Source organism: Kaistia nematophila (assembly GCF_026343855.1).
In the GTDB taxonomy this organism is placed as follows: domain Bacteria; phylum Pseudomonadota; class Alphaproteobacteria; order Rhizobiales; family Kaistiaceae; genus Kaistia; species Kaistia nematophila.
Window position 1 is genome coordinate 170,439 of sequence record NZ_JAPKNK010000002.1, and the last position, 23,101, is coordinate 193,539.

Annotated in this window: 23 protein-coding genes; 10 read left to right on the forward strand and 13 right to left on the reverse strand. The window is 66.2% G+C overall.

Translation table 11 applies throughout. The annotated features are described in order from the left end of the window. Positions 1-116: 116 nt before the first annotated feature. Positions 117-1,097 carry a glycosyl transferase family 90 gene (locus tag OSH07_RS05080; protein WP_266337533.1) on the reverse strand — a complete coding sequence of 327 codons (981 nt, stop codon included), beginning with the start codon at positions 1,095-1,097 and terminating at the stop codon, positions 117-119. Between the two features lie 234 nt (positions 1,098-1,331). Here OSH07_RS05080 and OSH07_RS05085 point away from each other — a divergent pair, with 234 nt between their 5' ends. The 3 genes from OSH07_RS05085 to OSH07_RS05095 all read left to right on the forward strand — a co-directional run bounded on the left by OSH07_RS05085 (position 1,332) and on the right by OSH07_RS05095 (position 4,036). After that, positions 1,332-2,144 carry a TatD family hydrolase gene (locus OSH07_RS05085; protein ID WP_266337534.1) on the forward strand — a complete coding sequence of 271 codons (813 nt, stop codon included), beginning with the start codon at positions 1,332-1,334 and terminating at the stop codon, positions 2,142-2,144. After that, positions 2,137-2,976, forward strand: a complete 840-nt coding sequence (locus tag OSH07_RS05090) for an MBL fold metallo-hydrolase (RefSeq protein WP_266337535.1) — start codon at positions 2,137-2,139, stop codon at positions 2,974-2,976. Before OSH07_RS05085 ends, OSH07_RS05090 begins: the two co-directional genes overlap by 8 nt. 124 nt (positions 2,977-3,100) lie before the next feature. Next, positions 3,101-4,036: a lysylphosphatidylglycerol synthase transmembrane domain-containing protein gene (locus OSH07_RS05095; protein ID WP_266337536.1), complete on the forward strand. Its 936-nt coding sequence runs from the start codon at positions 3,101-3,103 to the stop codon at positions 4,034-4,036. 209 nt (positions 4,037-4,245) lie between these two features. Here the strand turns inward: OSH07_RS05095 and OSH07_RS05100 are convergent, their stop codons facing one another. Continuing rightward, entirely contained in the window at positions 4,246-6,072 is a 1,827-nt protein-coding gene (locus OSH07_RS05100; RefSeq protein WP_266337537.1) for a glycoside hydrolase family 2 protein, read from the reverse strand. Positions 6,073-6,387: 315 nt separating this feature from the next. Between OSH07_RS05100 and OSH07_RS05105 the strand changes: the two genes are divergently transcribed. Further along, a complete protein-coding gene (locus OSH07_RS05105) occupies positions 6,388-7,119 on the forward strand; it encodes a hypothetical protein (RefSeq protein WP_266337538.1) in 732 nt (243 codons plus the stop codon). Positions 7,120-7,399: 280 nt separating this feature from the next. Here OSH07_RS05105 and OSH07_RS05110 read toward each other — a convergent pair whose 3' ends face one another. Then, the gene (locus tag OSH07_RS05110; protein WP_266337539.1) at positions 7,400-7,942 is read right to left on the reverse strand and encodes a chloramphenicol phosphotransferase CPT family protein; all 543 of its coding nucleotides are present in this window, start codon (positions 7,940-7,942) and stop codon (positions 7,400-7,402) included. Positions 7,943-8,164: 222 nt separating this feature from the next. Next, on the reverse strand, positions 8,165-8,863 hold the full coding sequence (locus tag OSH07_RS05115) for a CDGSH iron-sulfur domain-containing protein (protein WP_266337540.1): 699 nt from the start codon (positions 8,861-8,863) through the stop codon (positions 8,165-8,167). A gap of 230 nt (positions 8,864-9,093) precedes the next feature. Here OSH07_RS05115 and OSH07_RS05120 point away from each other — a divergent pair, with 230 nt between their 5' ends. Beyond that, entirely contained in the window at positions 9,094-9,807 is a 714-nt protein-coding gene (locus OSH07_RS05120) for a DUF1868 domain-containing protein (RefSeq protein ID WP_266337541.1), read from the forward strand. Positions 9,808-9,891: 84 nt separating this feature from the next. On the opposite strand, the gene OSH07_RS05125 is transcribed toward OSH07_RS05120, so the two are convergent. Next, positions 9,892-10,953, reverse strand: coding sequence for an alkene reductase (locus OSH07_RS05125; RefSeq protein ID WP_266337542.1), 1,062 nt, complete (start codon positions 10,951-10,953; stop codon positions 9,892-9,894). A 182-nt stretch (positions 10,954-11,135) separates the two neighbouring features. Continuing rightward, positions 11,136-11,573: a group III truncated hemoglobin gene (locus tag OSH07_RS05130; RefSeq protein WP_266337543.1), complete on the reverse strand. Its 438-nt coding sequence runs from the start codon at positions 11,571-11,573 to the stop codon at positions 11,136-11,138. 277 nt (positions 11,574-11,850) lie between these two features. On the opposite strand from OSH07_RS05130, the gene rimO reads away from it, so the two are divergent. Next, positions 11,851-13,167: a 30S ribosomal protein S12 methylthiotransferase RimO gene (rimO, locus tag OSH07_RS05135; protein WP_266337544.1), complete on the forward strand. Its 1,317-nt coding sequence runs from the start codon at positions 11,851-11,853 to the stop codon at positions 13,165-13,167. A gap of 39 nt (positions 13,168-13,206) precedes the next feature. Here rimO and OSH07_RS05140 read toward each other — a convergent pair whose 3' ends face one another. Both OSH07_RS05140 and OSH07_RS05145 read right to left on the reverse strand, forming a co-directional pair. Continuing rightward, positions 13,207-14,022 (reverse strand): anti-sigma factor, encoded by an 816-nt coding sequence (locus OSH07_RS05140; protein WP_266337545.1) that lies wholly within the window; start codon positions 14,020-14,022, stop codon positions 13,207-13,209. After that, the gene (locus OSH07_RS05145) at positions 14,009-14,551 is read right to left on the reverse strand and encodes an RNA polymerase sigma factor (protein ID WP_266337546.1); all 543 of its coding nucleotides are present in this window, start codon (positions 14,549-14,551) and stop codon (positions 14,009-14,011) included. The genes OSH07_RS05140 and OSH07_RS05145 overlap by 14 nt, the downstream gene beginning before the upstream one ends. 84 nt (positions 14,552-14,635) lie before the next feature. On the opposite strand from OSH07_RS05145, the gene OSH07_RS05150 reads away from it, so the two are divergent. The 4 genes from OSH07_RS05150 (at position 14,636) to OSH07_RS05165 (ending at position 17,548) form a co-directional block, all read left to right on the forward strand. Beyond that, complete coding sequence (locus OSH07_RS05150; protein ID WP_266337547.1) at positions 14,636-15,298, forward strand: tetratricopeptide repeat protein; 663 nt, start codon at positions 14,636-14,638, stop codon at positions 15,296-15,298. Between the two features lie 269 nt (positions 15,299-15,567). After that, complete coding sequence (locus OSH07_RS05155; protein WP_266337548.1) at positions 15,568-15,726, forward strand: hypothetical protein; 159 nt, start codon at positions 15,568-15,570, stop codon at positions 15,724-15,726. A gap of 109 nt (positions 15,727-15,835) precedes the next feature. Continuing rightward, complete coding sequence (locus OSH07_RS05160) at positions 15,836-16,960, forward strand: type III polyketide synthase (RefSeq protein WP_266337549.1); 1,125 nt, start codon at positions 15,836-15,838, stop codon at positions 16,958-16,960. 12 nt (positions 16,961-16,972) lie between these two features. Then, positions 16,973-17,548, forward strand: coding sequence for an isoprenylcysteine carboxyl methyltransferase family protein (locus tag OSH07_RS05165; RefSeq protein ID WP_266337550.1), 576 nt, complete (start codon positions 16,973-16,975; stop codon positions 17,546-17,548). Here OSH07_RS05165 and OSH07_RS05170 read toward each other — a convergent pair. The 5 genes from OSH07_RS05170 to OSH07_RS05190 all read right to left on the reverse strand — a co-directional run bounded on the left by OSH07_RS05170 (position 17,479) and on the right by OSH07_RS05190 (position 23,021). Continuing rightward, positions 17,479-18,696 carry an ArgE/DapE family deacylase gene (locus OSH07_RS05170; protein ID WP_266337551.1) on the reverse strand — a complete coding sequence of 406 codons (1,218 nt, stop codon included), beginning with the start codon at positions 18,694-18,696 and terminating at the stop codon, positions 17,479-17,481. The two genes, OSH07_RS05165 and OSH07_RS05170, sit on opposite strands and share 70 nt — an antisense overlap. Next, positions 18,693-19,967 (reverse strand): allantoate amidohydrolase, encoded by a 1,275-nt coding sequence (locus tag OSH07_RS05175; protein ID WP_266337552.1) that lies wholly within the window; start codon positions 19,965-19,967, stop codon positions 18,693-18,695. The genes OSH07_RS05170 and OSH07_RS05175 overlap by 4 nt, the downstream gene beginning before the upstream one ends. Continuing rightward, a complete protein-coding gene (gene uraD / locus OSH07_RS05180) occupies positions 19,964-20,485 on the reverse strand; it encodes a 2-oxo-4-hydroxy-4-carboxy-5-ureidoimidazoline decarboxylase (protein ID WP_266337553.1) in 522 nt (173 codons plus the stop codon). Before uraD ends, OSH07_RS05175 begins: the two co-directional genes overlap by 4 nt. A gap of 99 nt (positions 20,486-20,584) precedes the next feature. Further along, positions 20,585-21,766, reverse strand: a complete 1,182-nt coding sequence (locus OSH07_RS05185) for a urate hydroxylase PuuD (RefSeq protein ID WP_266337554.1) — start codon at positions 21,764-21,766, stop codon at positions 20,585-20,587. A gap of 184 nt (positions 21,767-21,950) precedes the next feature. Then, a complete protein-coding gene (locus tag OSH07_RS05190) occupies positions 21,951-23,021 on the reverse strand; it encodes a BMP family ABC transporter substrate-binding protein (RefSeq protein ID WP_266337555.1) in 1,071 nt (356 codons plus the stop codon). Between the last annotated feature and the right edge of the window lie 80 nt (positions 23,022-23,101).

A 23,101-nucleotide genomic window follows, 5' to 3' on the forward strand; every position in this document is an offset into this window, starting at 1 on the left:
TGCAATGTCGGAGCCGCTCTTCTCGAAGGACTGGGTGCGGCGCGCCCCCTCTACCGCTTGCGGGAGAGGGTTGGGGTGAGGGGCTTTCTTCTTTCCAGCCGGTCCCTTTGCCAGACCTAACCCGGCGCCAGGCGGTCGTTGATCCGCTGCACGGTGGCGATGGTTTCCGATTCACGCGTGCGCCGCAGGGCGAAGTCCTGTCCTGCCGCCGCGATCTCGCGGCAGGCCTGGTCGTGCGCCCGGCACCACTCGACCTTCTCGACGATATCGGACAGATCCGCCGCGACCGGTATGTAGTGCGTCCACGGCACGAACTCGTCGTAGAACCATTGCCGGAAGCCGGAAGGCGACGCGACCTTCAGCACGCAGCAGCCGAGCAGCATCCGCGTATAGAGATTGCCCCAGCTGTTGGTCGGGCCATCGATGTCGAGCGCGAACTTGACGTCGATCCAGCGCGCCGGAGGCACGTAGCTACCGAGGATGCCGTGCGCCTCCATCGCCTGCCGCGCCGGATGCGCGGCGCGGTCGCGCTCGGGCACGATCAGGCGCACATCGACGTCGTCGAGCCCCCTGAGCGCCAGGCAGAGCCGCACGCGCTGCTTCAGGTTGGGATCGTCGATGTCCATCGCTTCGGTCGTGGTGTCGCCATGGCCGGAAATGGCGCCCCGCCAGAGTAGCATGTCGCTGCGCGCCGCCCACTGGCCCGGCCGGTTCTCGGCCAGCCGGCGGAAGGCCTGGTAGATCTCGGGCTTCATGAAGCCGGGATCGGGCACCAGCAGCGATTGGGGCTCGTCGGAGCAATAGGCCAGTTCGTTGGCGATGTTGCCGCCGCCGTCCGAAATGTTCGCTGTCGCCGACGTCACGCCAGGCGCCGTGCGGGCCATGATGTGGATCAGGGGCGGCAGTCGCCGCCAGACCATCTCGAACTGGTGCGGGTCGCGCGCCATCAGATCGAGGTCGAGCGAGACATGCAGCTGCGTCCCGATCCGTTCGAAGTCGATCTGGTAGCGATGGCGGGCGGTCTCGGCGGACTGCGTCAGCACCAGCGACGAGGGAGCACCCTGCATGGCTGGCAGGCGGGCGGCCAGCTTGCGCACGAGGGCCTCTTCCTTGAGGCGCCTTGGAAGGATCGCATAGAAAGTGCGTTGGCTGAGTTGCAAGTACGAATCCCCGGCCGCCTGCGGTCACTTGCGGCACTGTAGTGGTGCGATCTCGCCACTGTCCACAATGGTCGACAGCGTGGCTGTTAGCCGCTACTGACTGCGCACGAAGCACCCCATATTGCGGCCATGACACCATCCATGACGCACTCATCCGAACCGTTGAACAGAATGCTGGTCGATAGCCACTGTCATCTCGATTTCGCCGACTTCGATACCGATCGCGAGGCGCTGATGCAGCGCGCCCGGGACGCCGGGATCGGCCTCATGGTCACCATCTCGACCCGCGTCCGCCAGTTCGACAGGATCCGCGCCCTCGCCGAGGCGCATGACGAAGTCTACTGCTCGGTCGGCACCCATCCGAACAGCGCGCATGAGGAGCCGGACATCACGACCGACGAACTGGTCGCGCTGTCGGCCCATCCGAAGGTGGTGGCGATCGGCGAGGCCGGGCTCGACTATTTCTACGGCGCCGAGCACAAGCTGCTGCAGGCGGAGGGGCTGCGCCGCCATATCGCCGCCGCCCGCATCACGCAGCTGCCGCTGGTGATCCATGCCCGCGACGCCGACGCCGACATGATCGCGATCCTGCGCGACGAGATGGGGAAGGGGGCCTTCCCCGCCATCCTGCACTGCTTCTCGTCCGGAGCGGAGCTGGCGAAGGTCGGCCTGGAGCTCGGCCTCTACGTCTCCTTCTCCGGCATCCTGACCTTCAAGAGCGCGCAGTCGATTCGCGATGTCGCCGGCTTCGTGCCGATGGACCGCCTGCTGGTGGAGACCGACGCGCCCTATCTCGCCCCCGTGCCGCATCGCGGCCAGCGCAACGAGCCGGCCTATGTGCGCGACACCGCCGCCGTGCTGGCCGAGGTCAAGGGCGTGTCGGCGGAGACGATCGCCGAAGCGACGACGGAGAACTTCATGCGTCTCTTCACCAAGGTGCCGCGCGCCGCGCTGGCAGGCCCCACGGCGGTGCCGCATGGCTGAGGGCGGGGCAGGGGCTGTCCGGGCCGATCGGCTGCGGATCACGGTGCTCGGCTGCGGCGCATCGCCCGGCGTGCCGCGCATCGGCAATGACTGGGGCGCGTGCGACCCGTCCAACCCGAAGAACCGGCGCACCCGATCCTCGATCCTCATCGACGCCTTCCGTGGCGATCACCCCTATCCGACGCGGATCCTCGTCGATGCCGGCCCCGACGTGCGCAACCAGCTGCTCGACGCGCGCGTCGATCGCGTCGACGCCGTGCTCTTCACCCATCCGCATGCCGACCATACGCACGGCATCGACGACCTTCGGTCGTTCTGGCTCGATACCCACCGCCTGGTGCCCGTCTATTCCGACGATTTCACGCAGGAGCGGCTGGAGGAGGCGTTCGGCTATTGTTTCCGGACGCCGGCCGGCGGCAGCTATCCGCCGATCCTCGGCCGGACGCGGATCGAGGCAGGGCAGGGCTTTTCGATCGACGGTCCGGGAGGCAAGGTCGACATCCTGCCGATCCGCCAGATTCATGGCGACATCGACAGCCTCGGCTTCCGGATCGGCGGCTTCGTCTATTCGAGCGATATCAGCGCCATCCCCGACGAAAGCCTGCCGCATTTCGCCGAGATGCAGCTCTGGATGGTCGATGCGTTGCGCTGGCGGCCGCATCCGAGCCATTTCAGCGTCGACGACACGCTCGCCTGGCACGAGCGCCTGCGGCCGCGCAAGACGATCCTGACCCACATGCATGGCGATCTCGACTACGCGGCCCTTGCGGCGCGCATCCCTGGCGACGTCGAGCCGGCCTACGACGGAATGGTATTCTCGCTCGGCCTCTGAGCGGCATTAACCATGGGATGCCGTATTCGTCGCACTGGCCCGACCGAAAAGGACATGCCAATCTCGGAATCATAACAGCGGCGGACCATCGGGAACCGGCGCCCGGGAAAGGGGATACTGCTTAATGAAGAGCCGAAACGCGGCTTGGTCCGTCTTCGGGATCGGCGCAGTCGCCGTATCGATCTACATCCTCTACCGCGAGTTTCGTCGCATCTCGTTCGCTGAAGTGGCGGACAGTCTCGCCGCGATAACGCTCGGAAACTGGGCTCTGGCGATCTGCGCCACCCTCGTCGCCTATGCCGCGCTCGCCTGGTACGACCGGATCGCCATCCAGCATCTCGGCAAGAAAGTCTCCTGGCTCTTCATCTCGCTCTGCTCGTTCACGACCTATGCGCTGTCGCATAATATCGGCGCATCTGTGATCTCCGGCGCCGTGGTGCGCTACCGGGCCTATTCGACGCGCGGCCTGACGGCCCAGGAAATCGGCCTCCTCATCGTCTTCTGCTCCTTCACCTTCGCGCTCGGCACCGTGCTGATGGGTGGCTTCGTGCTGACGATCGAGCCGCATATCGTCCGCCGGCTTGTGGACGTGCCGGACTGGGTGTCCTTCAGCGCCGGCATCATCCTGCTCGCCATGGTCGGGCTCTATGCCCTCGGTTCCTGGCGGCACTTCCCGCCATGGCAGTTCAAGCGCTTCACGCTGCAATATCCGCGCTTGCCGATCGTCACGCGCCAGATGCTGGCAGGGCCGCTGGAACTCGCCGCCGCTGCCGCGATCATTTATTTCGCGCTGCCGGCGGCCGGAAATCCCGGCTATCTCGTCATTCTCGGCGTGTTCCTCGCCTCGTTCACGCTCGCGCTTCTGTCGCATGCGCCCGGCGGTCTTGGCGTGCTGGAGGTGACCTTCCTGGCGGCGCTCCCTGAGCTCAATCCCAACGACGTTCTGGCCGCGCTGATCGTCTTCCGGCTGCTCTACCTGCTCATTCCATTCGGCTTCGCGCTCATCGTCGTGCTGCTATTCGAAAAGACGCAGCTTGGCCGCAAGGACTCCGAGGCGTAGCGGGCAGGGCCGGGGAGGCGAACTGCCCTGCTCTTTCACGGCCGCAGGGTCGATCGGTGCGGCCGTTCCGATTCCTCGTAAGCGCATTTTTATAATACATATCAATTAATTATTGGCGGATCCTGATCCGCTTTATAGCTCCCGAAATATCTGAGGCCGCGGCGATGTCTCGTCCGCGGCCTCGTTGTCTTCACCTCGAAGGCTGGTGATCAGGCCTTCGCCTTCCCATGCCGGGCAAGCCAGCGGGCGTTGTAGCCCAAGGGATCCTGCGGCAGCCGTTCGACCGGAACGCCGAGATTGGCGGCGCGGATGCGGGCGATGTCGGCCTTGGGCTTGCGCTCCATCGTCAGGACTCCGTTCTGTTCCTGATAGGTGTCGGTCAGCTGCGTGTAGCAATAGCCCGCGAGCAGGGTCGATTCCGTCGTCGGGCGCAGCACGTCGGCATAGCGGACGAGGAAGTCGTCGGCGTCCTTCGCCTGGCTGTAGCCCCAGCCGGCTTCCTGGCCCATGAAGAAGGCGATACCGCCAAACTCCGTCAGCATGACCGGCTGGCCCGCCCAGGCATGGCCCTCGAGAGCAAGGGCGCGGCCCGCCGAGCGGAAGGTCGTCAGCGTGTCGCGGAAGACCGTCTCCGAGCGATAACGGCCATCGAGTACGTCGCCGCTATGGTGGTAGTCGTGCACGGCGAAGATGTCGGTCGCCATCTGCTCCCAGCCGTCATTGCCGCTCACCGGCCGCGACGGATCGAGGGACTTGGTGAGATGGTACAGCGCCTGCTGGTAGCTGCGCTGGCGCGCGTCGTGGGGCAGCTCGGGAATGCCCCAGGACTCGTTGAACGGCACCCAGGCGACGATGCAGGGATGCGAATAGTCGCGCTCGATCGCTTCCTGCCACTCGGCCGAAAGGCGCGTGATTGCTTCGGTCGAGAAGGAATATGCGCTCGGCATCTCCTCCCAGACCAGCAGGCCGAGCACGTCGGCCCAGTAGAGATAGCGCGGGTTCTCGATCTTCTGGTGCTTGCGGGCGCCGTTGAAGCCCAGTTGCTTCGTCAGTTCGACGTCGCGGCGGAGTTCCTCGTCGCTGGCGGTCATGACGCCTTCGCGCCAGTAGCCCTGGTCGAGCACCAGGCGGAGGAAATAGGAACGGCCGTTCATGACGAAACGGCCATTCGCGGTCGAGACGCCGCGCATCGCCGTGTAGCTCTTGACCGCATCGACGACATTGCCGGCGGCGTCGATCACCGCCACTTCGGCGTCGATCAGCTGCGGATGCTCCGGCGACCAGACATATTCGGCGCGCGCGTCATCGATGCCGGGGTCGGGGAGGGCGAGCACGCGGCGGGTGTCCTTGCCGGTCAGCGCATATTCGTCCTCGACCAGCACCCGCCCCGCGAGCGAAAGCTTGACCTTGAGCCGGCAGCCGGACGGCCGCGCGACGCGCGCATCGAGGCGGATCTCGAAGCGGGCGAAATCGGCCGTCCAGTGCAGGCGGTCGACATGGGTTTTGCCGACGCGCTCGATCCAGACGCTCTGCCAGATGCCGGTCGTACGCGGATACCAGATGCCATGCGGAGCCGCGAGCCAGTCCTGCTTGCCGCGTGGCTTGTGCATGTCGGCCGGGTCGTCCTCGGCGCGCACGACAATCTCGAACGACCGCCCCTTGATCAGGGCGCCGAGCGCGATGCGGACGGGCGTGTGGCCGCCTGTATGGGAGGCGGCGTGCTGGCCGTCGATCCAGATGTCGCTGATATAGTCGATGGCGCCGAAATGCAGGATCAGGTCGTGCGCGTCATCCGGCGCCAGGCCCTCGGGCAGTTCAACCGTCCGGCGGTACCAGACAACCGGATGAAAACCCTCGTCCTGAATGCCGCTGCGCGGCGATTCCGGCACATAGGGCACGTTGATCGTGAGCGGGAAATCCGGCTGATCCGGCCGCTGCCATTGCGCGGCATCGTCATAGGCGAACTGCCAGGCGCCATCGAGCGGCTGCCACTGGCTGCGCTCCATCTGCGGGCGCGGATGGGTACTGTAGATCAAGGAATTTCCTCCAATTCCAGCACGACAAGACGCAGTCGGGCGTCGGCGCAACGTCAGGACGCGGCGCCGTTTGGCCCAAGGGCAGGGGACTGCCCTCCTCCATTCTGCGATGACCGTCTCGATCAATGGTATTATGATAAGATTGACGAATTGGGGTGTCAAATCGGGAGCCGAAACGCCCAAATTCGAGGCGAAAATGGCCGAATGCCGCCAAATCAGCGCGCCGGGGTCGCGGCTTCGCCCGAAAGCGGCCCCATTGAGGCCGGGAATCAGGGGCCTAATGCGTCCATCGCTCCGCTGAGCAGAGGAACCGCCATGGATATCAACGACGAGCTTTCCGAGAAGACGTTTCCGCGCGTGCCGCGTCTGGTGCTGCTGGGATCGGCCTCGCTCGCCGCCGTGCTTTGCGCCGGCTTCGTCGCGAACGCCATGCTGACCCGGTCGCAATTGCCGGCGTCGAGCGCGCCGGCGACCGCGCAGATGTATGTGTTGCCCGAGGAAGGCGCATCCGACACGGCGGCCGCGCCGATCCTGGACGCCGATCCGCTGCCGACGGCCGAAGTATCGCCCGACACCACCACGCCGCAGGCCGAGACAAAGGTGGCCGCCATTCCGCCCAAGCCGCTGAGCAAGCCGGCTGAAGCCAGGGTCACCGAAGCCAAGGCCGGTCCGGCCAAGCCTCGCTGCGAGGCCGATGAGTGCGTCTCGTGGGAGACGACCGTCAACAAGGCGCTGGCAGCCTCTGCGAGCCCTGGTGAGGCGCGGGTGATGCCGCCGCACGGCACGATGCAAGCTGTTGGTCCGCAGCCCATGCCGGCTGCCATAGAGCCGCCGATGACCATTCCGCAAGATGAGCCGATGCTGATCGAGCGCGAGGCATCGACCGTCGGCGGCCTGGCCAAGTCAGCGGCTACGAGCGTTGTCACGCAGAGCGGCCGGCTGGTCGACAACCTGATGCGCTGGAGCGATAAGACCGTGACCAAGCTGGTGACGCCGCCGCGCTGGGCCTCGGCGGATGAAACGCCATCGACGTCGCCGACACCGTAGCCGGCAGGCGACGCATCACGCACAAGGTTTGCGGGCGGCAGATCGGCTAGACCCGTCCGGCCACAGTTCAATCCCCAGCCAGCCCGGGTATCCGATATAGTTCCATAATATATCTTATGCGAATTGAGGATGTTGGAGTGGAGCTGGGACGTTGCACGACAGCGAAGTCCCCTCAACCGCCATAGAGCCCTTCGCAGAACGGCGGTACGCTCTCTGTGACACCGGAGCGGCTGGAGCGTTGAGCGCGTCGTCGTCGTGACCGTGTTGCCGCAGGCCCGCGTCAGCCCCGCTGTCGGGTGAAGCTCGATACGCGGCGGTCGCTACGCCAGGCGGTGAGCAAGGCCTCGACATTGGCGTCGACGCTGTCCGTCGAGTTCAGCTCGATGTCGTATGCCTTGCCGACATGGATGGTCTCGTAATCCTGACGGGCGCTGCCAATCGGCCGGTCGCCGCGCGCCGCCTCTCTCTCGACCAGAAGCTCCAGCGGACAATGGACGCCAGCGAAGAACACGTCGTGCTGCGCAAGCAGCCTCGCCAACATCTCCAGCCAGTTTTCCTTGTCGAGGATGTGCTCGAGGATCAGGTTGTTGCCGGCGTCCGCATAGGCCTTCAGGGAGCCGTGGAAGCCGTCGAAGAAGGCCGACCGGGCGTCGGCCCAGCGAAACTCGCCGCTCTTGAAGCGTCGCGTCGGCAGTAAGCCGGCGTCGCGCAGATGATCGATCGAGATATGCCAGAACGGCATCTCGATCCGGTCCTGCAGCGCCTTGGCGATGGTCGACTTGCCGGAGCTGGATGCGCCGTGGAGAAAAATGATCTGTGCCATCCCGGCCTCCTGCTGGTTGAGACGCGGGATATGGCAGCCCTGTGACGGCAGCAAGACGCTTCATGGGCGGATGCTGCATTCTCCTCCATATCATTGATATGACGTCGTTTTATTCGATCGGGCAGGGCGGATCAACGCTGGCTCCGATATTCCAGGGCGAGGCGGGAGGCGAGCGCCCTGCCCGGTTCCTGCGCCCTCCTCTGCCGCTGCGATGGCGGCAGGTCAGCGATCCTTGAAGCCAATCGAGGCATGTGTCCCGTCGCAGAACGGCTTGTTGGCCGATTGGCCGCAGCGGCACAACGTCATCCGGTTCCGGGTCTCGTAAGGCGTGCCGTCAGCAGCTTCGACGGGAATGCCGCCTCGCACCCAGAGCGGCCCGGCGACGCCCTTCTGCGGGTCCTCGACGATCACGATTGAGGGCGGCAGTTCGGGCTCGACCGGTTGGCGCGTCCCGTAGTCCCAGGCGACCAGCCGGCCGGAAGGACATTGGCCGACCTGCCGGACGAAGGCGGCGCGCTCGGGTTCTAGCCTCGCCTCTGACACTGTGTTCCAGACTTTGCCGTCGCGATCGCAGAAGCGCGCGAAAGCACAGAGCGACTCGGCGTCGGTGAGCGCCAGCGCCGGTCCGTCGATCTCCTGCGCCATAACTGCGTAGGACCGTCTGGCGGCCGTCTCGTCGCCGACGAAGCCGATGCGCGTGTGGGTGTCGTCACAGAACGGCTTGGTCGCCGAACGGCCGCAGCGGCAGAGCTTGTAGGCCACCGTCGCCGGCTCGATCGTTTCGATCTCGACCCACTCGACGGAATCGCCCGCCGCGTTGGCGCCGATGGCCTGCCGGCTCAACGGAACCCGCCCACGAACCAGATACGGCCCGTCCTTCGTGACGGTGATCTTCATGCCGGATGCAGCGTTGTTGTTCACGGTGCGGTCCTTCCGGAGAATGGCCAAATCGACCCGCAGCGGATCGCGACGCGGTCCCAGGGCAGGCGCACGGTTTCAACTGGCGTTCCGAAGGAGAGATTCAATCCAGGGCAGTGCCGTGCTGCGGATCGGCTCGGTCGGGCGGGGACCAAGTCCCTGCCCTGTCATGTGCGCTTCATCGTCTCCGGGATAGCTGCCACATTCCCGCAAACCGCACGGCCCCCTGCATCATGACATCGATTCTCTCAGACAGCCGGCTCAACCGCTATTCGGCCGCGACGCAGACAGAGCCGCCCCGGCATCTGGGCCGTCGTTACGACCGGAGCGGCACCTTCCTGTCCGAACCCGGCAATACCGTCGTCTGCCATCTGGTCGAGGGATCGCCGTCGCAGCAGGCGGTCGTGGAAGTCCGCCGCCGCATGCAGGCTGAGCCCGATGCCGGCCGCCTGGCGTTCACGCCTGTATCCAGCCTCCACATGACGCTGTTCCAAGGCATCATCGAATATCGCCGCAGCTTGCCGTTCTGGCCGTCCGACATGCCGCTCGACACCGACATCGACGTCATGACGGCTCACTATCGGGACAAGCTGAAGGATTTTCACGGCGCCGGACCGTTCCAGGTCCGTGTGATCGACGTCGTTCCGACCGGACTGACCGTCGCCGGCGCCACCGACGAGGACGAACGACGGATGCGGGCGTGGCGTGACGCCTTCGCCGAGGCGTTCGGCTACCGCCACCCCGACCATGACGACTACGTCTTCCACGTCACTCTCGCCTACATGATCGACTGGCTGGCCGAGGATCGGCTTTCGGCGTGGGAAGCGCTGTTCGACGACTGCCTCGGCCTGCTCGCGCGCGAGGCGCCGATCCTCGAACTGCGGCCGCCGGCCTTCTGCAGCTTCGAGGACATGAACCATTTCGAGGAACGGCTGGTCCTGGAATAGGGCCCGCTGCGATTGGCGAGGGCCGGATCGTCGCCCTGCCCTCGCCGCCGCATATGGACGTTCGTGTCCCGCGCCCCGCCGGCCCTACTCGGCCGCCTCGAGCGCCGGATAGTCGGTGTAGCCCCTGGCGCCCGGCGTGTAGAAGGTCGAGGCATCCGGTTCGTTCAGCGGCGCGTCGATGGCGAAGCGCTTGGCGAGGTCGGGCGACGCGATGTACTTGCGGCCGAAGGCGACGGCGTCGGCCGAGCCTTCCCGGATCAGACGCTCGGCGTCGGCCTTGCTCATCCGCTCATTGGCGATGACGACGCCGCCAAAGGCCCGCTTGATCTCGGCAAGGAGGCTGTCCGGCTCCTCGCGCTCGATCACGAACAGGAAGGCGATGCCCCGCCGCTTCAGCTGTTCCGCCAGATAGGTGAACAGGGCGCGCGGGTTGCTGTCGCCCATGGCATGGTCGTCGCCGCGCGGCCGGATATGGGCGGCGACGCGATCCGGTCCCCAGACCGATATCGCCGCGTCCACGATCTCCAGCATGAGCCGGGTGCGGTTCTCGATCGAACCGCCATACTGGTCGGTGCGATGGTTGCTGCTGTCCTGCAGGAACTGGTCGAGCAGGTAACCATTGGCGCCATGCACGTCGACGCCGTCGAAGCCGGCTCGCTTGGCGTTCTCGGCGCCGCGACGGAAATCCTCGATGATGCCGGGGATCTCGCTCGTCTCCAGAGCGCGCGGCACGACATAGGGACGGATCGGACGCAGCAGGCTGACATGGCCGGGGATTCGGATGGCCGAGGGCGCGACCGGCAGATCGCCGCCGAGCAGTTCGGGATCCGAAATGCGGCCCACATGCCAGAGCTGAGACACCATCCGCCCTCCGGCGGCGTGAACGGCATCGGTGACCTGCCGCCAGCCTTCAACCTGGGCGTCGGACCAGATGCCGGGCGTGCCTAGATAGCCCACGCCCTGCGCGCTGACGCTGGTCGCCTCGCTGATGATGAGGCCGGCATTGGCGCGCTGCGCGTAATATTCGGCCATCAGCTTGTTCGGGACGCGCTCGGCCCCTGCCCGGCTGCGCGTCAGGGGAGCCATGACAATGCGATTGGGCAGGTGAAGCGCGCCGGCCTGAAGCGGCTCAAAAAGCAGGGACATGCGGGACGAATTCCTTGGCGTCACAAGTTGTCAGTTTTCCTGACCACTATAGGGCGTATGGCGACGGCTGCAATCGCCGATCGAGAGCGTCTCGAGCAAAGTGGATACCGGCTCGCGTGAAGAAGACGCGGCCAGACAAAGAACCGGAACCCCTCCGTGCCCCCATGAAACACGGAAGGGTTCTAGCCCGGACGCGGCATCTTGAAGGCATGGCGCGGCGCGCGGAATTGGCCCCGCACGCTGCCAATGCCGAGCTCGAAGCTGTCGGCGATGCGGTTGGCGCGATCGATGAAGATGGCGGCGCCATCAGGCGGCATGATTTCGCTCGCCGTGGCGCGGAAGAGCGCCAGCCAGCGGTCGAAATGCGCCGCCTCGATCGGCAGGCGTAGATGCTTCTGCATCGGCCGGCCCTGGTAGCGGCCGGTTCTGAGCACGACGTTCGACCAGAAGGCGCAGAGCTTGTCGAGATGCTCGGGCCAGTCATCGACCTGGGCCTCGAAGATCGGGCCGATCAAGCTGTCGCGGCGGACGCGGTCGTAGAAGGTGTGCACGAGGGTCTTGATCGACGCTTCATCGACGCCGGGAATGGCCACCCCAAATCCGCTGGTCTCGCCGGTCATGATCCACTCCGCTGCGTCCGAATGCCTCTCAGCTAGGCGGTAGCCCCCTGCCCCACAAGCCCCGCGTGACAAGCAGCCGCAAGCCGCGCCAAGGTTTCACAGGCCCCGCCAAGGATTCAATTGACAGACCGGGGCCTCTCCGACATCTAGGCGACCAGAAATAGAACAATGAAAAGGTAGCCCGTCCCGTCGACCCTGTCCGCGCCCCTGGCGCGGCGCGCCTGACGCCTGTCGCACCGGACCAGCCACCGACCAACCACGACCGAGACATGCCCGCATGAACAGCGAAGCGCCGCGCATTTCCTTTGTCAGCCTCGGCTGCCCCAAGGCCCTGGTCGATTCCGAGCGGATCCTGACCCATCTGCGCGCCGAGGGCTACGAGCTCTCGCGCCATCACGACGGCGCCGACGTCGTCATCGTCAACACCTGCGGCTTCCTCGACAGCGCCAAGGCGGAATCGCTGGAAGCGATCGGCACGGCGATGAAGGAGAACGGCAAGGTGATCGTCACGGGCTGCATGGGCGCCGAGCCCGAGCAGATCCGCGAGGCGTTCCCCAACGTGCTGGCGATCACCGGTCCGCAGCAATATGAGAGCGTGCTCGGCGCGGTGCACACCGCCGTGCCGCCGGCGCACGATCCGTTCGTCGACCTGGTGCCGCCGCAGGGCATCAAGCTGACCCCGCGCCACTACGCCTATCTGAAGATTTCCGAGGGCTGCAACAACCGCTGCTCCTTCTGCATCATCCCGAAACTGCGCGGCGACCTCGTCAGCCGCCCGGCCGGCGACGTGCTGCGCGAGGCCGAGCGCCTGGTGAAGGCCGGCGTCAAGGAGCTGCTCGTCATCTCGCAGGATACGAGCGCCTATGGCGTCGACATCAAGTACGAGGCCAGCAAGTGGCGCGACCGCGAGGTGCGCGCGAAGTTCCTCGACCTGTCGCAGGCGCTCGGCGAGCTCGGCGCCTGGGTGCGCATGCACTATGTCTACCCCTACCCGCATGTCGACCAGGTCGTCGAGCTGATGGCCGAGGGCAAGATCCTTCCCTATATCGACATCCCGTTCCAGCATGCGAGCCCGAACGTCCTGAAGGCGATGCGCCGTCCGGGCAACCAGGTGAAGACGGCCGACCGCATCCATAAGTGGCGCGAGATCTGCCCGGACCTCGCCGTGCGCTCGACCTTCATCGTCGGCTTCCCCGGCGAGACGGACGAGGATTTCGAATTCCTGCTCGAATGGCTGGACGAGGTGAAGCTCGACCGCGTCGGCTGCTTCAAGTTCGAACCGGTCGAGGGCGCGCCGGCGAACGAGCTGGCCAATCCGGTTCCGGAAGAGGTCAAGGAAATCCGCTGGCACCGCTTCATGAAGCGGCAGCAGGAAATCAGCGCCAAGCGCCTCGCCAAGAAGGTCGGCCGCCGCATCCCAGTCATCATCGACGAGACGACGGGCCTGACCGCCAAGGGCCGCACGGTCTGGGACGCGCCGGAGATCGATGGCGCGATCCACCTGACGTCGCGCCGTCCGATGCGCGTCGGCGAAATCTACACGGCCAAGGTCGAGGGCGCGGACGCCTACGACCTGCACGGCGTGGTCGTCTGATTGGCTGGGGGGCCTTGCGGCGCCGGGCCCCTCGCCCTATCAGCCGGTGACCTTCTGGGCGAGCGCCTGCAGGCGCTCCGCCGGCGCGCGGCCGATCAGGAGCCGCGCCTGTCCGCCCGAAGCCCAGTGAACTACGGTGAATCCGTCGAGTTCCTCCGTCGTCGGCGCCCTCTCCCTCTGGTCGGGGTCGGCGATCACGCAATAGGCGATCGGCCCGTGCTGCGGATCGAGATAGGCGATCTGCACCAGCGGGCGGCCATGGAAATCGAAGAGCTGCGCGCCGCGGAACGACAGGCCCGGAAACGCGTCCGGCACGGATGACAGGTCGACGCCGAGCTTGGCCGACGCGGCCTGGAGTTCTGCCGCCGCGCGCTCGGGCGTCGGCGTCAGGGCCAGCGTGTCCGCCGTCGTCAACGACCAGTATTCCGCCACCGCCTGCCGCCAGCCCTCTGCCGCGGCCTCGGTCACGGCCGCGTCGCGATCGACGCGGCCGCTGAGCGACATGCCGACCACCCCGCCGAGCACGAACAGGGCGAGCGCAGCCGCGACGAGCCGAGGCTGCCATTTCGGCAGGCTCCAGCTGCGGGCGCGCGGCCGTTCGAGCACGAGTCGGGTCTCGTCGGACGCGATCGCGGCGGCAAGCCGCGCTTCGAGCCGCGCGCGCGGGGCGTCGGCGCCAAGGGCGGCAAAGGCCGGCGCGATCAAACGCCCGCCCCGCTCGATCCGCTCCAGCCGGGCCTGGAGCGGCTGGTCGCTCGCAAGCCGCGCCGCCAGCTTGTCCCGCTCCTCGACCGACAGCGCGCCGTCGAGATAGGCGATCAGCCTCGCATCGTCCGGATGACTAGTGTCCGTCATCGCCGCCTCGTTCTGTCTCCTCGCGCCGCTCCGTCGCGTCCGACAATCCGCCGAGCCGCTCGCGGACCGTCGCGAGCCGGCTCATCACCGTGCCGATCGGAACACCCAGGAATTCGGCCGCCTCGCGGTAGGAGAACCCTTCGGCATAGACGAGCAGCACGGTCTCCCGCTGCGCCTCGGCCAGCTTTCCGATCTCCCTTAACACTTGAGAGGCAAGAATATTCGTCTCGATCTCGTGACGACCGTCGACGACCAGCGCGATCTCGGCATCGACGATCCCGGCGCCCTGGCGGACGCGCTGGGAGCGCAGCTCGTTGATCCAGATCGAACGCTGGATGGCGAACAGCCAGCGGTCGAGCCGCGTGCCGGGAAGGAACTGGTGCGACCGCTCCAGTGCGCGCACGCAAGTAGCCTGGACCAGATCTTCGGCAGTATCGCGGTTGCGCGACAGGACGAGCCCATAGCGCCAGAGCGCTTCGAGATGAAGCGCGAGGTCCGCCTTCACAGCATCGTGATCCGTTCTCGACATGGGCTACCGAATAGGGCTCCCGCCCCTGCTGTTCTTGCCGCGACTCTCGTCTCACGGGCGAGAGGAAACCAGTCGGAGGGTCCGATGACAACCATGTTCGAAAAGACAACGCGTTCCGTGCTGACGCTCGCCTTCATCGGCCTGCTGGCCTCGACCGGCGCCGCCCTCGCCTCCAGTGGAGGAGGCGGAGGTGGCGGCGGCGGCGGGGGCGGTGGTGGTGGGGGTAGCAGCGGCGGAGGCGGAGGTGGCGGCAGCAGCAGTGGAAGCAGCAGTGGCAGCGGCGGCGGTGGCAGCAGCCATTTCATGCCGTCCAACCAGGTCTGCAAGCGCGGCATGGTCTACAACATGAACCTGCAGCGTTGCGTCAAGGCGCAGCATAGCGGCCTCGATGACAAGCAACTGCTGCAACAGGGCCGTCAGCTGGCGCTGGCCGGCTATTACGACAACGCCCTCGACGTGCTCGACGCCGTGCAGGACAAGCACGACGCCGTCGTGCTGACCTATATCGGCTACAGCCACCGCAAGAAGGGCGATACCGATGTCGGCATCGACTTCTACAAGCAGGCGCTGGCGATCGATCCCAACAATGTGAACACCCATGAATATCTGGGTGAAGGCTATGCCAGCGCCGGTCGCACGGAATTGGCCCAGGCCGAGTTGGTCGTCGTGCAGAAGCTGTGCGGCAACACGGAATGCGAGCAATACGAGGAACTCGCCTCCGCGTTGGCGGGCAAGCCGGTCGAATAGGCGGGATCCGGCACAGAAACCGGCGGCGCCGTCTCGGATGCCGCCGGTTCGCGCGTCACCACTTCGTGACCCGAGGGGCGCGTCGCGGATATCGAATAGTGCGTCGGCAAGGACTAGCCTCCCGTCGGCACCACGCCGACGGAGACATGCCGATGAACTCGGTACCAGCTCGTGCCCCTCTAGCGATCTCGTGTGTCGCCCTGCTCAGCCTGGCCGCGACGGCTCCGGCCTTCGGCTATTGCGGTCATGGTAGGACGGTTCATGCGCGCATGCCGCCATGCGGCAACCAGCAGATCTGGGACACCCAGTTCCAGCGCTGCCTTTCCTATAGCGCGCACGGCCCGCCCGATCAGCAAGCCTGGCCACGGGGGCCGAGCTGGGCTTCGAACTACAATTACGGCCGGGCCATGACCGACTGGAACCAGTAGTCGCGGTCTGCAGGCCGTGCGGTCCAGACACGATACCGATCGACACCGGCCGCCGAGTTGGCTACCGCGGCGCGTGCCGGATGCGAATCCCTGACCTGGAGAGACAGGCATGAACCTGATCCGGTTTCCGAGCGCCGCCATGACTGCGCATGCCGGCAGTCCCACGGTGGCGGCGACGCTGCGATCGCTGGTGACGGTGGTGCCCCCGCATCGGATCCCGCAATCCGTGGCCAAGGAACGGGCGCGCGAGGTGTTCGGCTCGCGCATGCCCTTCTTCGACCAGTTGGAGCAGGTGTTCGATAACGCCGCCATCGAGGCGCGCTACAGCTGCCTGCCGGTCGAGTGGTTCCTGGGGCCGGCCGATTTCGAGGAGAAGACCCGGCTCTACCAGCAGCACGCGACCACCCTCGCCCATGACGCCGCCCGCCTGGCGCTCGAGCGGGCGCACTTGCAACCGCAGGATATAGACGTCATCGTCTTCGTCTCCTCGACCGGCATCTCGACGCCCAGCATCGAGGCGCGGCTGATGAACAGGATCCCCTTCCGATCGGATGTGATGCGGCTGCCGATCTTCGGGCTCGGTTGCGCCGGTGGCGTACTGGGGCTGACCCGCGCGACCCAGATGACCCGCTCGCAGGCAGGGCTCCGCTGCCTGCTCATCGTTGTCGAGCTGAGCAGCCTCGCCTTCCGCTATGATCGGCTGACCAAGAGCAACCTCGTCGCCAGCGCGCTGTTTGGCGACGGCGCGGCGGCGGCGGTCATCAGCAGCGACCCGCGCGACGCCGGTTCTCCGGCGCTCGGCATAGGCGGCGAGCATTGCTGGGCGAACACGCTCGACGTCATGGGCTGGAACATCGACGCGAACGGCTTCGACGTGATCTTCCAGCAGAGCATCCCACAGATCATCGCCGAACACTATCCGGCGGCCCTCGACGGCTTTCTCTCCCGCCACGGCTTGACGCGCGCCGATATCGACCGGCCGTGCTGCCATCCGGGCGGCGCCAAGGTCATGGACGAGCTGGAGAAGGTGTTCGACTATCCGAAATTCGGCCTCGACGCGGAACGGCGCGTGCTGGCGGCCTATGGCAACATGTCGGCGCCCACGGTGCTGTTCGTGCTGGAAGACCTGCTGAAGACCGGTCGGCGAGGCGATATGCTGGCTTCGTCGCTGGGGCCTGGCTTCACGGCGGCGTTCCAGATGGTGACGCTCGGCGGAGAAGCCGGCGAAGCATAGGAAGGACCCACGATGCTGGGATGGGCCTATTGGCTGCTCATTGCCGTCGCGCTGCAGCGCCTCGTCGAGCTGGCGCGCGCCAACCGCAACACGCGCCGCCTGCTTGAGCTCGGCGGACGTGAGGTCGGGGCGGAGCACTATCCCCTGATCGTGGCGCTGCACGCCTGCTGGCTGTTGGCGCTGACCCTGCTGACCTCGCCGGATCCGCCGGTCAACTGGGGCCTGATCGCCGTGTTCGCGCTGCTGCAGGCCTTGCGGATCTGGGTTCTGGCAAGCCTCGGTCCCTACTGGACGACCCGCATCATCACGCTCGACGACGCGCCCCTGCAACGCAAGGGGCCGTATAGGTTCATGCGGCACCCCAATTACCTGATCGTCGCGCTCGAAGTGCCGCTGCTGGCACTGATCCTCGACCTGCCGGTGGTGGCTCTGGTCTTTGGTGCCATCAACCTGCTGTTGCTCGCCGTCCGCATCCAGGTCGAGGGCCGGGCGCTGGCGGCGCGGCGGCACATGCCGGATCAGGCGGAGAGCAGGTCCTCCAGCGCCAGCGCGACGATCTCGGTCGCGGCGCGCAGGTCCGACAGCTGAAGGTGCTCGTCGGTCGAATGCGCCCTCGCCTCCAGGATGGAGCGCGGCCCGGCGCCATAGAGGATGGTCGGGATGCCGGCCGCCGAATAGTGGCGTGCGTCGGTATAGAGCGGCACGCCGGTGGCCTCGATCTCCAGCCCCAGCACGGTCCTCGCCGGCCCCTGCACCGCCTGCACGAGGCGCTCGACGCCCGGCAGCGGGCGCAGCGGTTCCGCCAGCATGATCCGGCGACACTCGACCTCGACGCCTTCCATGTCGGGCGTGGCCGCCTCGATCAGTTGGATCAGCTCGGCCTCGACGGCTTCGCCCTGTTCCTCCGGGATCAGGCGACGGTCGATGCGGAAGGCGATCCGGTCCGGCACGACGTTCGTATTGATGCCGCCCGAGATCAGCCCGACAGTGATCTGCGGCGAACCGATGCCGCGCTCGGTCGAGACCCGTTCCAGCAGGCGACGGCGTTCGGCATAGATGGCGGCGAGGATCGGCGTTGCCGCTTCGAGCGCGTCGACGCCCGAGGAAGGCATCGCGGCATGGGCCTGCCTGCCGCGCACGACGACTTCAAGATGCAGCGCGCCATTATGCGCCGTGGTGATCGCGTAGGAGAAGCCGGCGGAAATCGCGTATGTCGCCTTCGACAGGCCGTGCGCCAGCAGCCATTGCGGCCCGACGAAGCCGCCTGTCTCCTCGTCATAGGTCAGATGCAGCTCGACGCCGCCGTTGAGCCGCTTGAACGACCGATCCAGCGCCAGCAACGCGAACGCATAGGTGGCGAAGTCGGATTTCGAGACGGCCGCGCCGCGCCCGTACACGGCGCCATTGCGCTCCTCCGCGCCATAGGGATCCGTCGTCCAGCCATTACCGGGCGGCACGACGTCGCCATGCGCATTGAGCGCGATGACAGGCCCCTCGCCGGTGCCGAAGGTCTTGCGGACGATGAGGTTGGTGACGCTCTTCATGCCGTGCTGGCGGACGAATGGCTCCGGCACGGGATGCTGCTCCACCGTGAAGCCGAGCTTTTCCAGCGCTATGGCGGTCGCTTCCGCATGCGGGGAGCAGTTGCCGGGCGGGTTGTCGCTCGGTATCTGGATCAACGCCTTCAGGAAGGCGACCTCACGCTCCCAATTGGCGGCGACGGCGTCGCGGATCATGTCGCCTCTTCCTGTCGGGCCAGTTCGAGAATGGTCTCGACCAGGGCCTCGACCGCGGCGCCCATGTCGTCTTCGGTGACGAACTCGGCCGGGTTGTGGCTGATGCCGCCCCGGCAGCGCACGAAGATCATGCCGTATTCACAAAGATGCGCCATCGAAAGACCGTCATGGCCGGCGCCGGAAAGAAGCCGCTGCGCCGGCTTGCCCATGACCTCCGAGGTCGCCGCCTCGATCGCGGCGGTCAGCCGCGCGCCGCATGGTGCGAACGGCTTCTCCAGATAGGTATCGAAGCTCAGCGAGACCTGGCGCACGGCCTCGATCTTGCGCGCCAGCGACAGCATCGCCGAAACCGCGTCGCGGCGCGCGTCGTCGGTCGCGGCGCGGACGTCGAGCGTCAGGCGCACCTCGGCCGGAATGACGTTGGAGGCGCCGGGCAGGACGTCCATCTGGCCGACCGTCGCCACGAGCGCGTTCCTGCGGTCCTTGCGGGCGATGGCCTCGATGCCGACGATCAGTTCCGCCGCCGCCGCCAGCGCATCGCGCCGCATCGGCATCGGCACGGTGCCGGCATGGCCGGCCTCGCCGCGGATGCGGATATGGTGACGGCTCTGGCTGGCAATGGCGGTGACGACGCCGAGCGAGGCATTGGTGCGTTCCAGCACGGGCCCCTGCTCGATATGGACCTCCAGGTAGCCGAGCACGGAATCGGCCGGATAGGCCTCGGCGGCGAGGCCGTCTGGATTGCCGCCGAACGCGGTCAGCGCGTCGCGCATCGTGACGCCGGCGCGATCGGTCTGGTCCAGCGTCGCCGTCTCGAAGACGCCGGCTGCGATCGCCGAGGAGGTGAGCGTGATCGGGAAACGGACGCCCTCCTCGTCGCCGAAGGCGAGGATTTCGAGCCCGAACGGCAGCGCGATGCCGCGCGCCTTCAGCGCCTCGACGGCGAGCAGGCCGGCCACGACGCCGAAATTGCCGTCATAGCGGCCGGCATCGATGACCGTGTCGATATGCGAGCCGATCAGCAGGGACTTGTTGCCGCTGCGCCCTGCCCGGCCGGGCGGCAGCGAGCCGCGCACCGTGCCGGAAGCGTCCATGCGGGCGGAGAGACCCGCCTCGCGCATCCAGCCTTCGACCAGTTCGGCGGCGCGCTTGTGCTCGGGCGTCAGGTAGAGCCGGGTCAGATTGTCGGGGCTGGCGGAGATCGCGGCGAGCGCGTCGATCATCTGCTGCGCGCGTTTGCCGGTCGCGCGGATGGCGGCTTTGTCGGTCATGCTGAAACACGGTCCTCGAGGCGGAAACGGATGATCCGCTGGACCTGCGTCAAGGCGGTCGCGAATTCGATGTCGGCGGGATTGTCGAGGCGGGCCTCGAAGGCGGCGAGCACCTGGTCCTTGGTGGCGCCCTTGACGGCGAGGATGAAGGGAATGCCGTAGCGGTCGCGGTAGGTGGCGTTCAGGCGGGAGAAGCGGTCGTATTCGTCCGCCGTCATCCGGTCGAGGCCGGCGCCGGTCTGCTCGTTGCGGGATTCCGGCGCCAGTTCGCCGGCGATCGCGGCGCGACCGGCGAGATCGGGATGCTCGCGCAGAAGCGCCAGCTGGGCTTCCTGCTCCGCCTCCGCCACCGCCTCGACGAAGGCGGCTACCATCGCGGTCCGGTCGGGATAGGGCCGCGCCCTCTCCGCCACCTTCGCCACCCATGGCGAGTGTTCGGCGATATCGCCGAAACTCGCCACGAAGGCGTCTTCATCCATGCGGTTTACCGCGGCGAGCGTCAGCGGTTGGGTCGACATTTCATCCCGGTTTCAGGAAACGCGCCAGATGGGCCGGTGCGCTTTCGAGCGAAGTGTGGCGTGATCCGCGTCAGAAAAAACGCGACCAAGCCAAACCCTCTAATGGCTTTGCAGCCACGCGCCAAGCCTCTTGCGGTCTTCCTCGGTCATGCCGCGCTCGTTGCCGAGCGGCATGGCGGTGCCGTTCACGGCCTGCGCCAGGATCTGTTCCTTGTGCGCCTTCAACTGGTCGGTCGAGGTCAGGATGACGCCCTTGGGCGGCGCGTCGAAGCCGTCATGCGTCGGCTTGGCCGAATGGCACATGGCGCAATGCTGTGCCGTGAGCGTCAGCACATCGGCATCCGAAACCATCAGGCTGGGATCGATCTCAGTCGGCCGCGGCGCCGTCATCACCAAGAGGACGCCGAAGGCGACGGCCGCCGCCGGGATCGTCCAGGCGAACTTCCTGAACGGATCATGCGCCTCGTGCCGGTTGAGGAAATGACGGATCGAGCCGCCGAGCAGCAGCACGAAGGCGACGAGGATCCAGCTCTGCGGATGGCTGGAGAGCATGGGATAATGGTTCGACACCATCATCAGCAGCACGGGCAGCGTCAGGTAGTTGTTGTGCACCGAGCGCTGCTTGCCGATGGCGCCGAGGCGCGGATCCGGCTTCTCGTGCTTCAGGAGCGAGGCGACGATCTTCTTCTGGTTCGGAATGATCACGCCGAAGACGTTCACCGCCATGATCGTGCCGATGAACGCGCCGACATGGATCAGGGCGCCACGGCCCGAATAGACATGGGTGAACATGTAGGCGGCGCCGACGATCAGCACGAACAGGCAGACCGCGAGAAGCGGCGTGCTGCGGCCGATGATCGACTTGCAGAGCTGGTCGTAGATCACCCAGCCGCCGGCAAGCGACAGCAACGAGATGACGATCGCCTGCGACGGGAGCATCGGCAGGATCGACTTGTCGATCAGATAGGTGTTGGCGTTCCAGTAATACTGGACGGTCAGGAGGAGAAAGCCTGTGACCCAGGTCAGGTAGGCTTCCCACTTGTACCAGATCAGGTCGGAGGGCAGCGCCGGCGGCGCCACCAGGTATTTCTCGACGTGATAGAACCCGCCGCCATGCACCTCCCAGGCGGTGCCATAGACCCCCTCCTTCATATGCTCGCGCTTCTTCAGCGAGAGGTCGAGCGCGATGAAATAGAAAGAGGCGCCGATCCAGCCAATGCCCACGATCATGTGGGCCCAGCGGATCAGGAGGTTCAGCCAATCGACGACGAATGCGGACATCTGGCGGTGATCAGTCTCGTTGGGGTGCCGGTTGCGTGTGGGCGCGCACCTACCGGTTCCGAGAAAGCGGAGTTGTTTCGAGGCGCTCCCCGCTGCGGCTAGGCAGCCGGGGCGCGGGATCCCTGGATCCGGGGAGGATCTCCCGGACGCGGCGCGAGGCCGGTCCGGGAGATGGGGCGTGCCGTTACTGCGGCAGCTTGTCGTCGATGCCTTTGACGTACCAATTCATGCTCAGCAGCGTGCCGTCGTCGAGGTTCTTGCCCTCGCCGATCGCCTCGGTGCCGTCCTGCTTGAAGATCGGGCCCTTGAACGGATGCAGCGTGCCGGCCTCGATCTCGGCCTGCGTCTTCTTGGCGGCGGCGACGACATCATCCGGCAGGTTGGTGTAATCGGCCATGTGCAGGATGCCGTCCTTCAGACCGTCCCAGATCTGCTCGGACTTCCAGGTGCCGTCGAGAACCGCGTTGACGCGCTTCACGTAGTACGGGCCCCAGGTGTCGATGATCGCGGTGTACTGCGCCTTGGGCGCGAACTTGTACATGTCGTGCGCCTGGCCGAAGCCATGCAGGCCGCGCTCCTGGGCGATCTGCAGCGGAGCCGGCGAATCCGTGTGCTGGGCGATGATGTCGGCGCCCTGGTCGAACAGCGCCTTGGCGGCGTCGGCTTCCTTGGCGGGGTCGAACCACGAATTGACCCAGACGATCTTCAGCTTGAAGTCGGGATTGATCGACTGCGCGCCGAGCATGAAGGAGTTGATGCCCATCACGACTTCGGGGATCGGGAACGAGACGATATAGCCGGCGACACCCGTCTTCGACTGCTTGGCGGCGATCTGGCCGGCAATGTAGCGGCCTTCATAGAAGCGCGCATTGTAGGTGCCGACATTCGGCGCCGTCTTGAAGCCGGTGGCGTGCTCGAACTTCACGTTCGGGAACTTCGCGGCAACCTTGATGGTCGGGTCCATGAAGCCGAACGAGGTCGAGAAGATGATCTGGCAGCCGGAACGGGCCAGCCGCTCGAGCGCGCGCTCGGCGTCAGGGCCTTCGGCAATGCTCTCGACATAGGAGGTCTCGACCTTGTCACCGAGTTCCTTTTCGACCATCTGCCGGCCGACGTCGTGGCCTTCGCTGTAGCCGCCGTCATTGTGCGGGCCGACATACATCCAGCATGCCTTGAGCTTGTCAGCAGCCCCGGCGGAGCCGATGCCGATGGCGAGCGCGACGACGGCCGTCGCGGCGGTGAGAAGTTTCTTCATTGCCTGGTCCCCTCTGGCACTAACCAATTGCGATCCACTCGATCGGAACCCGGCCGCGGATCGCTGCGGCATGTCCCGGA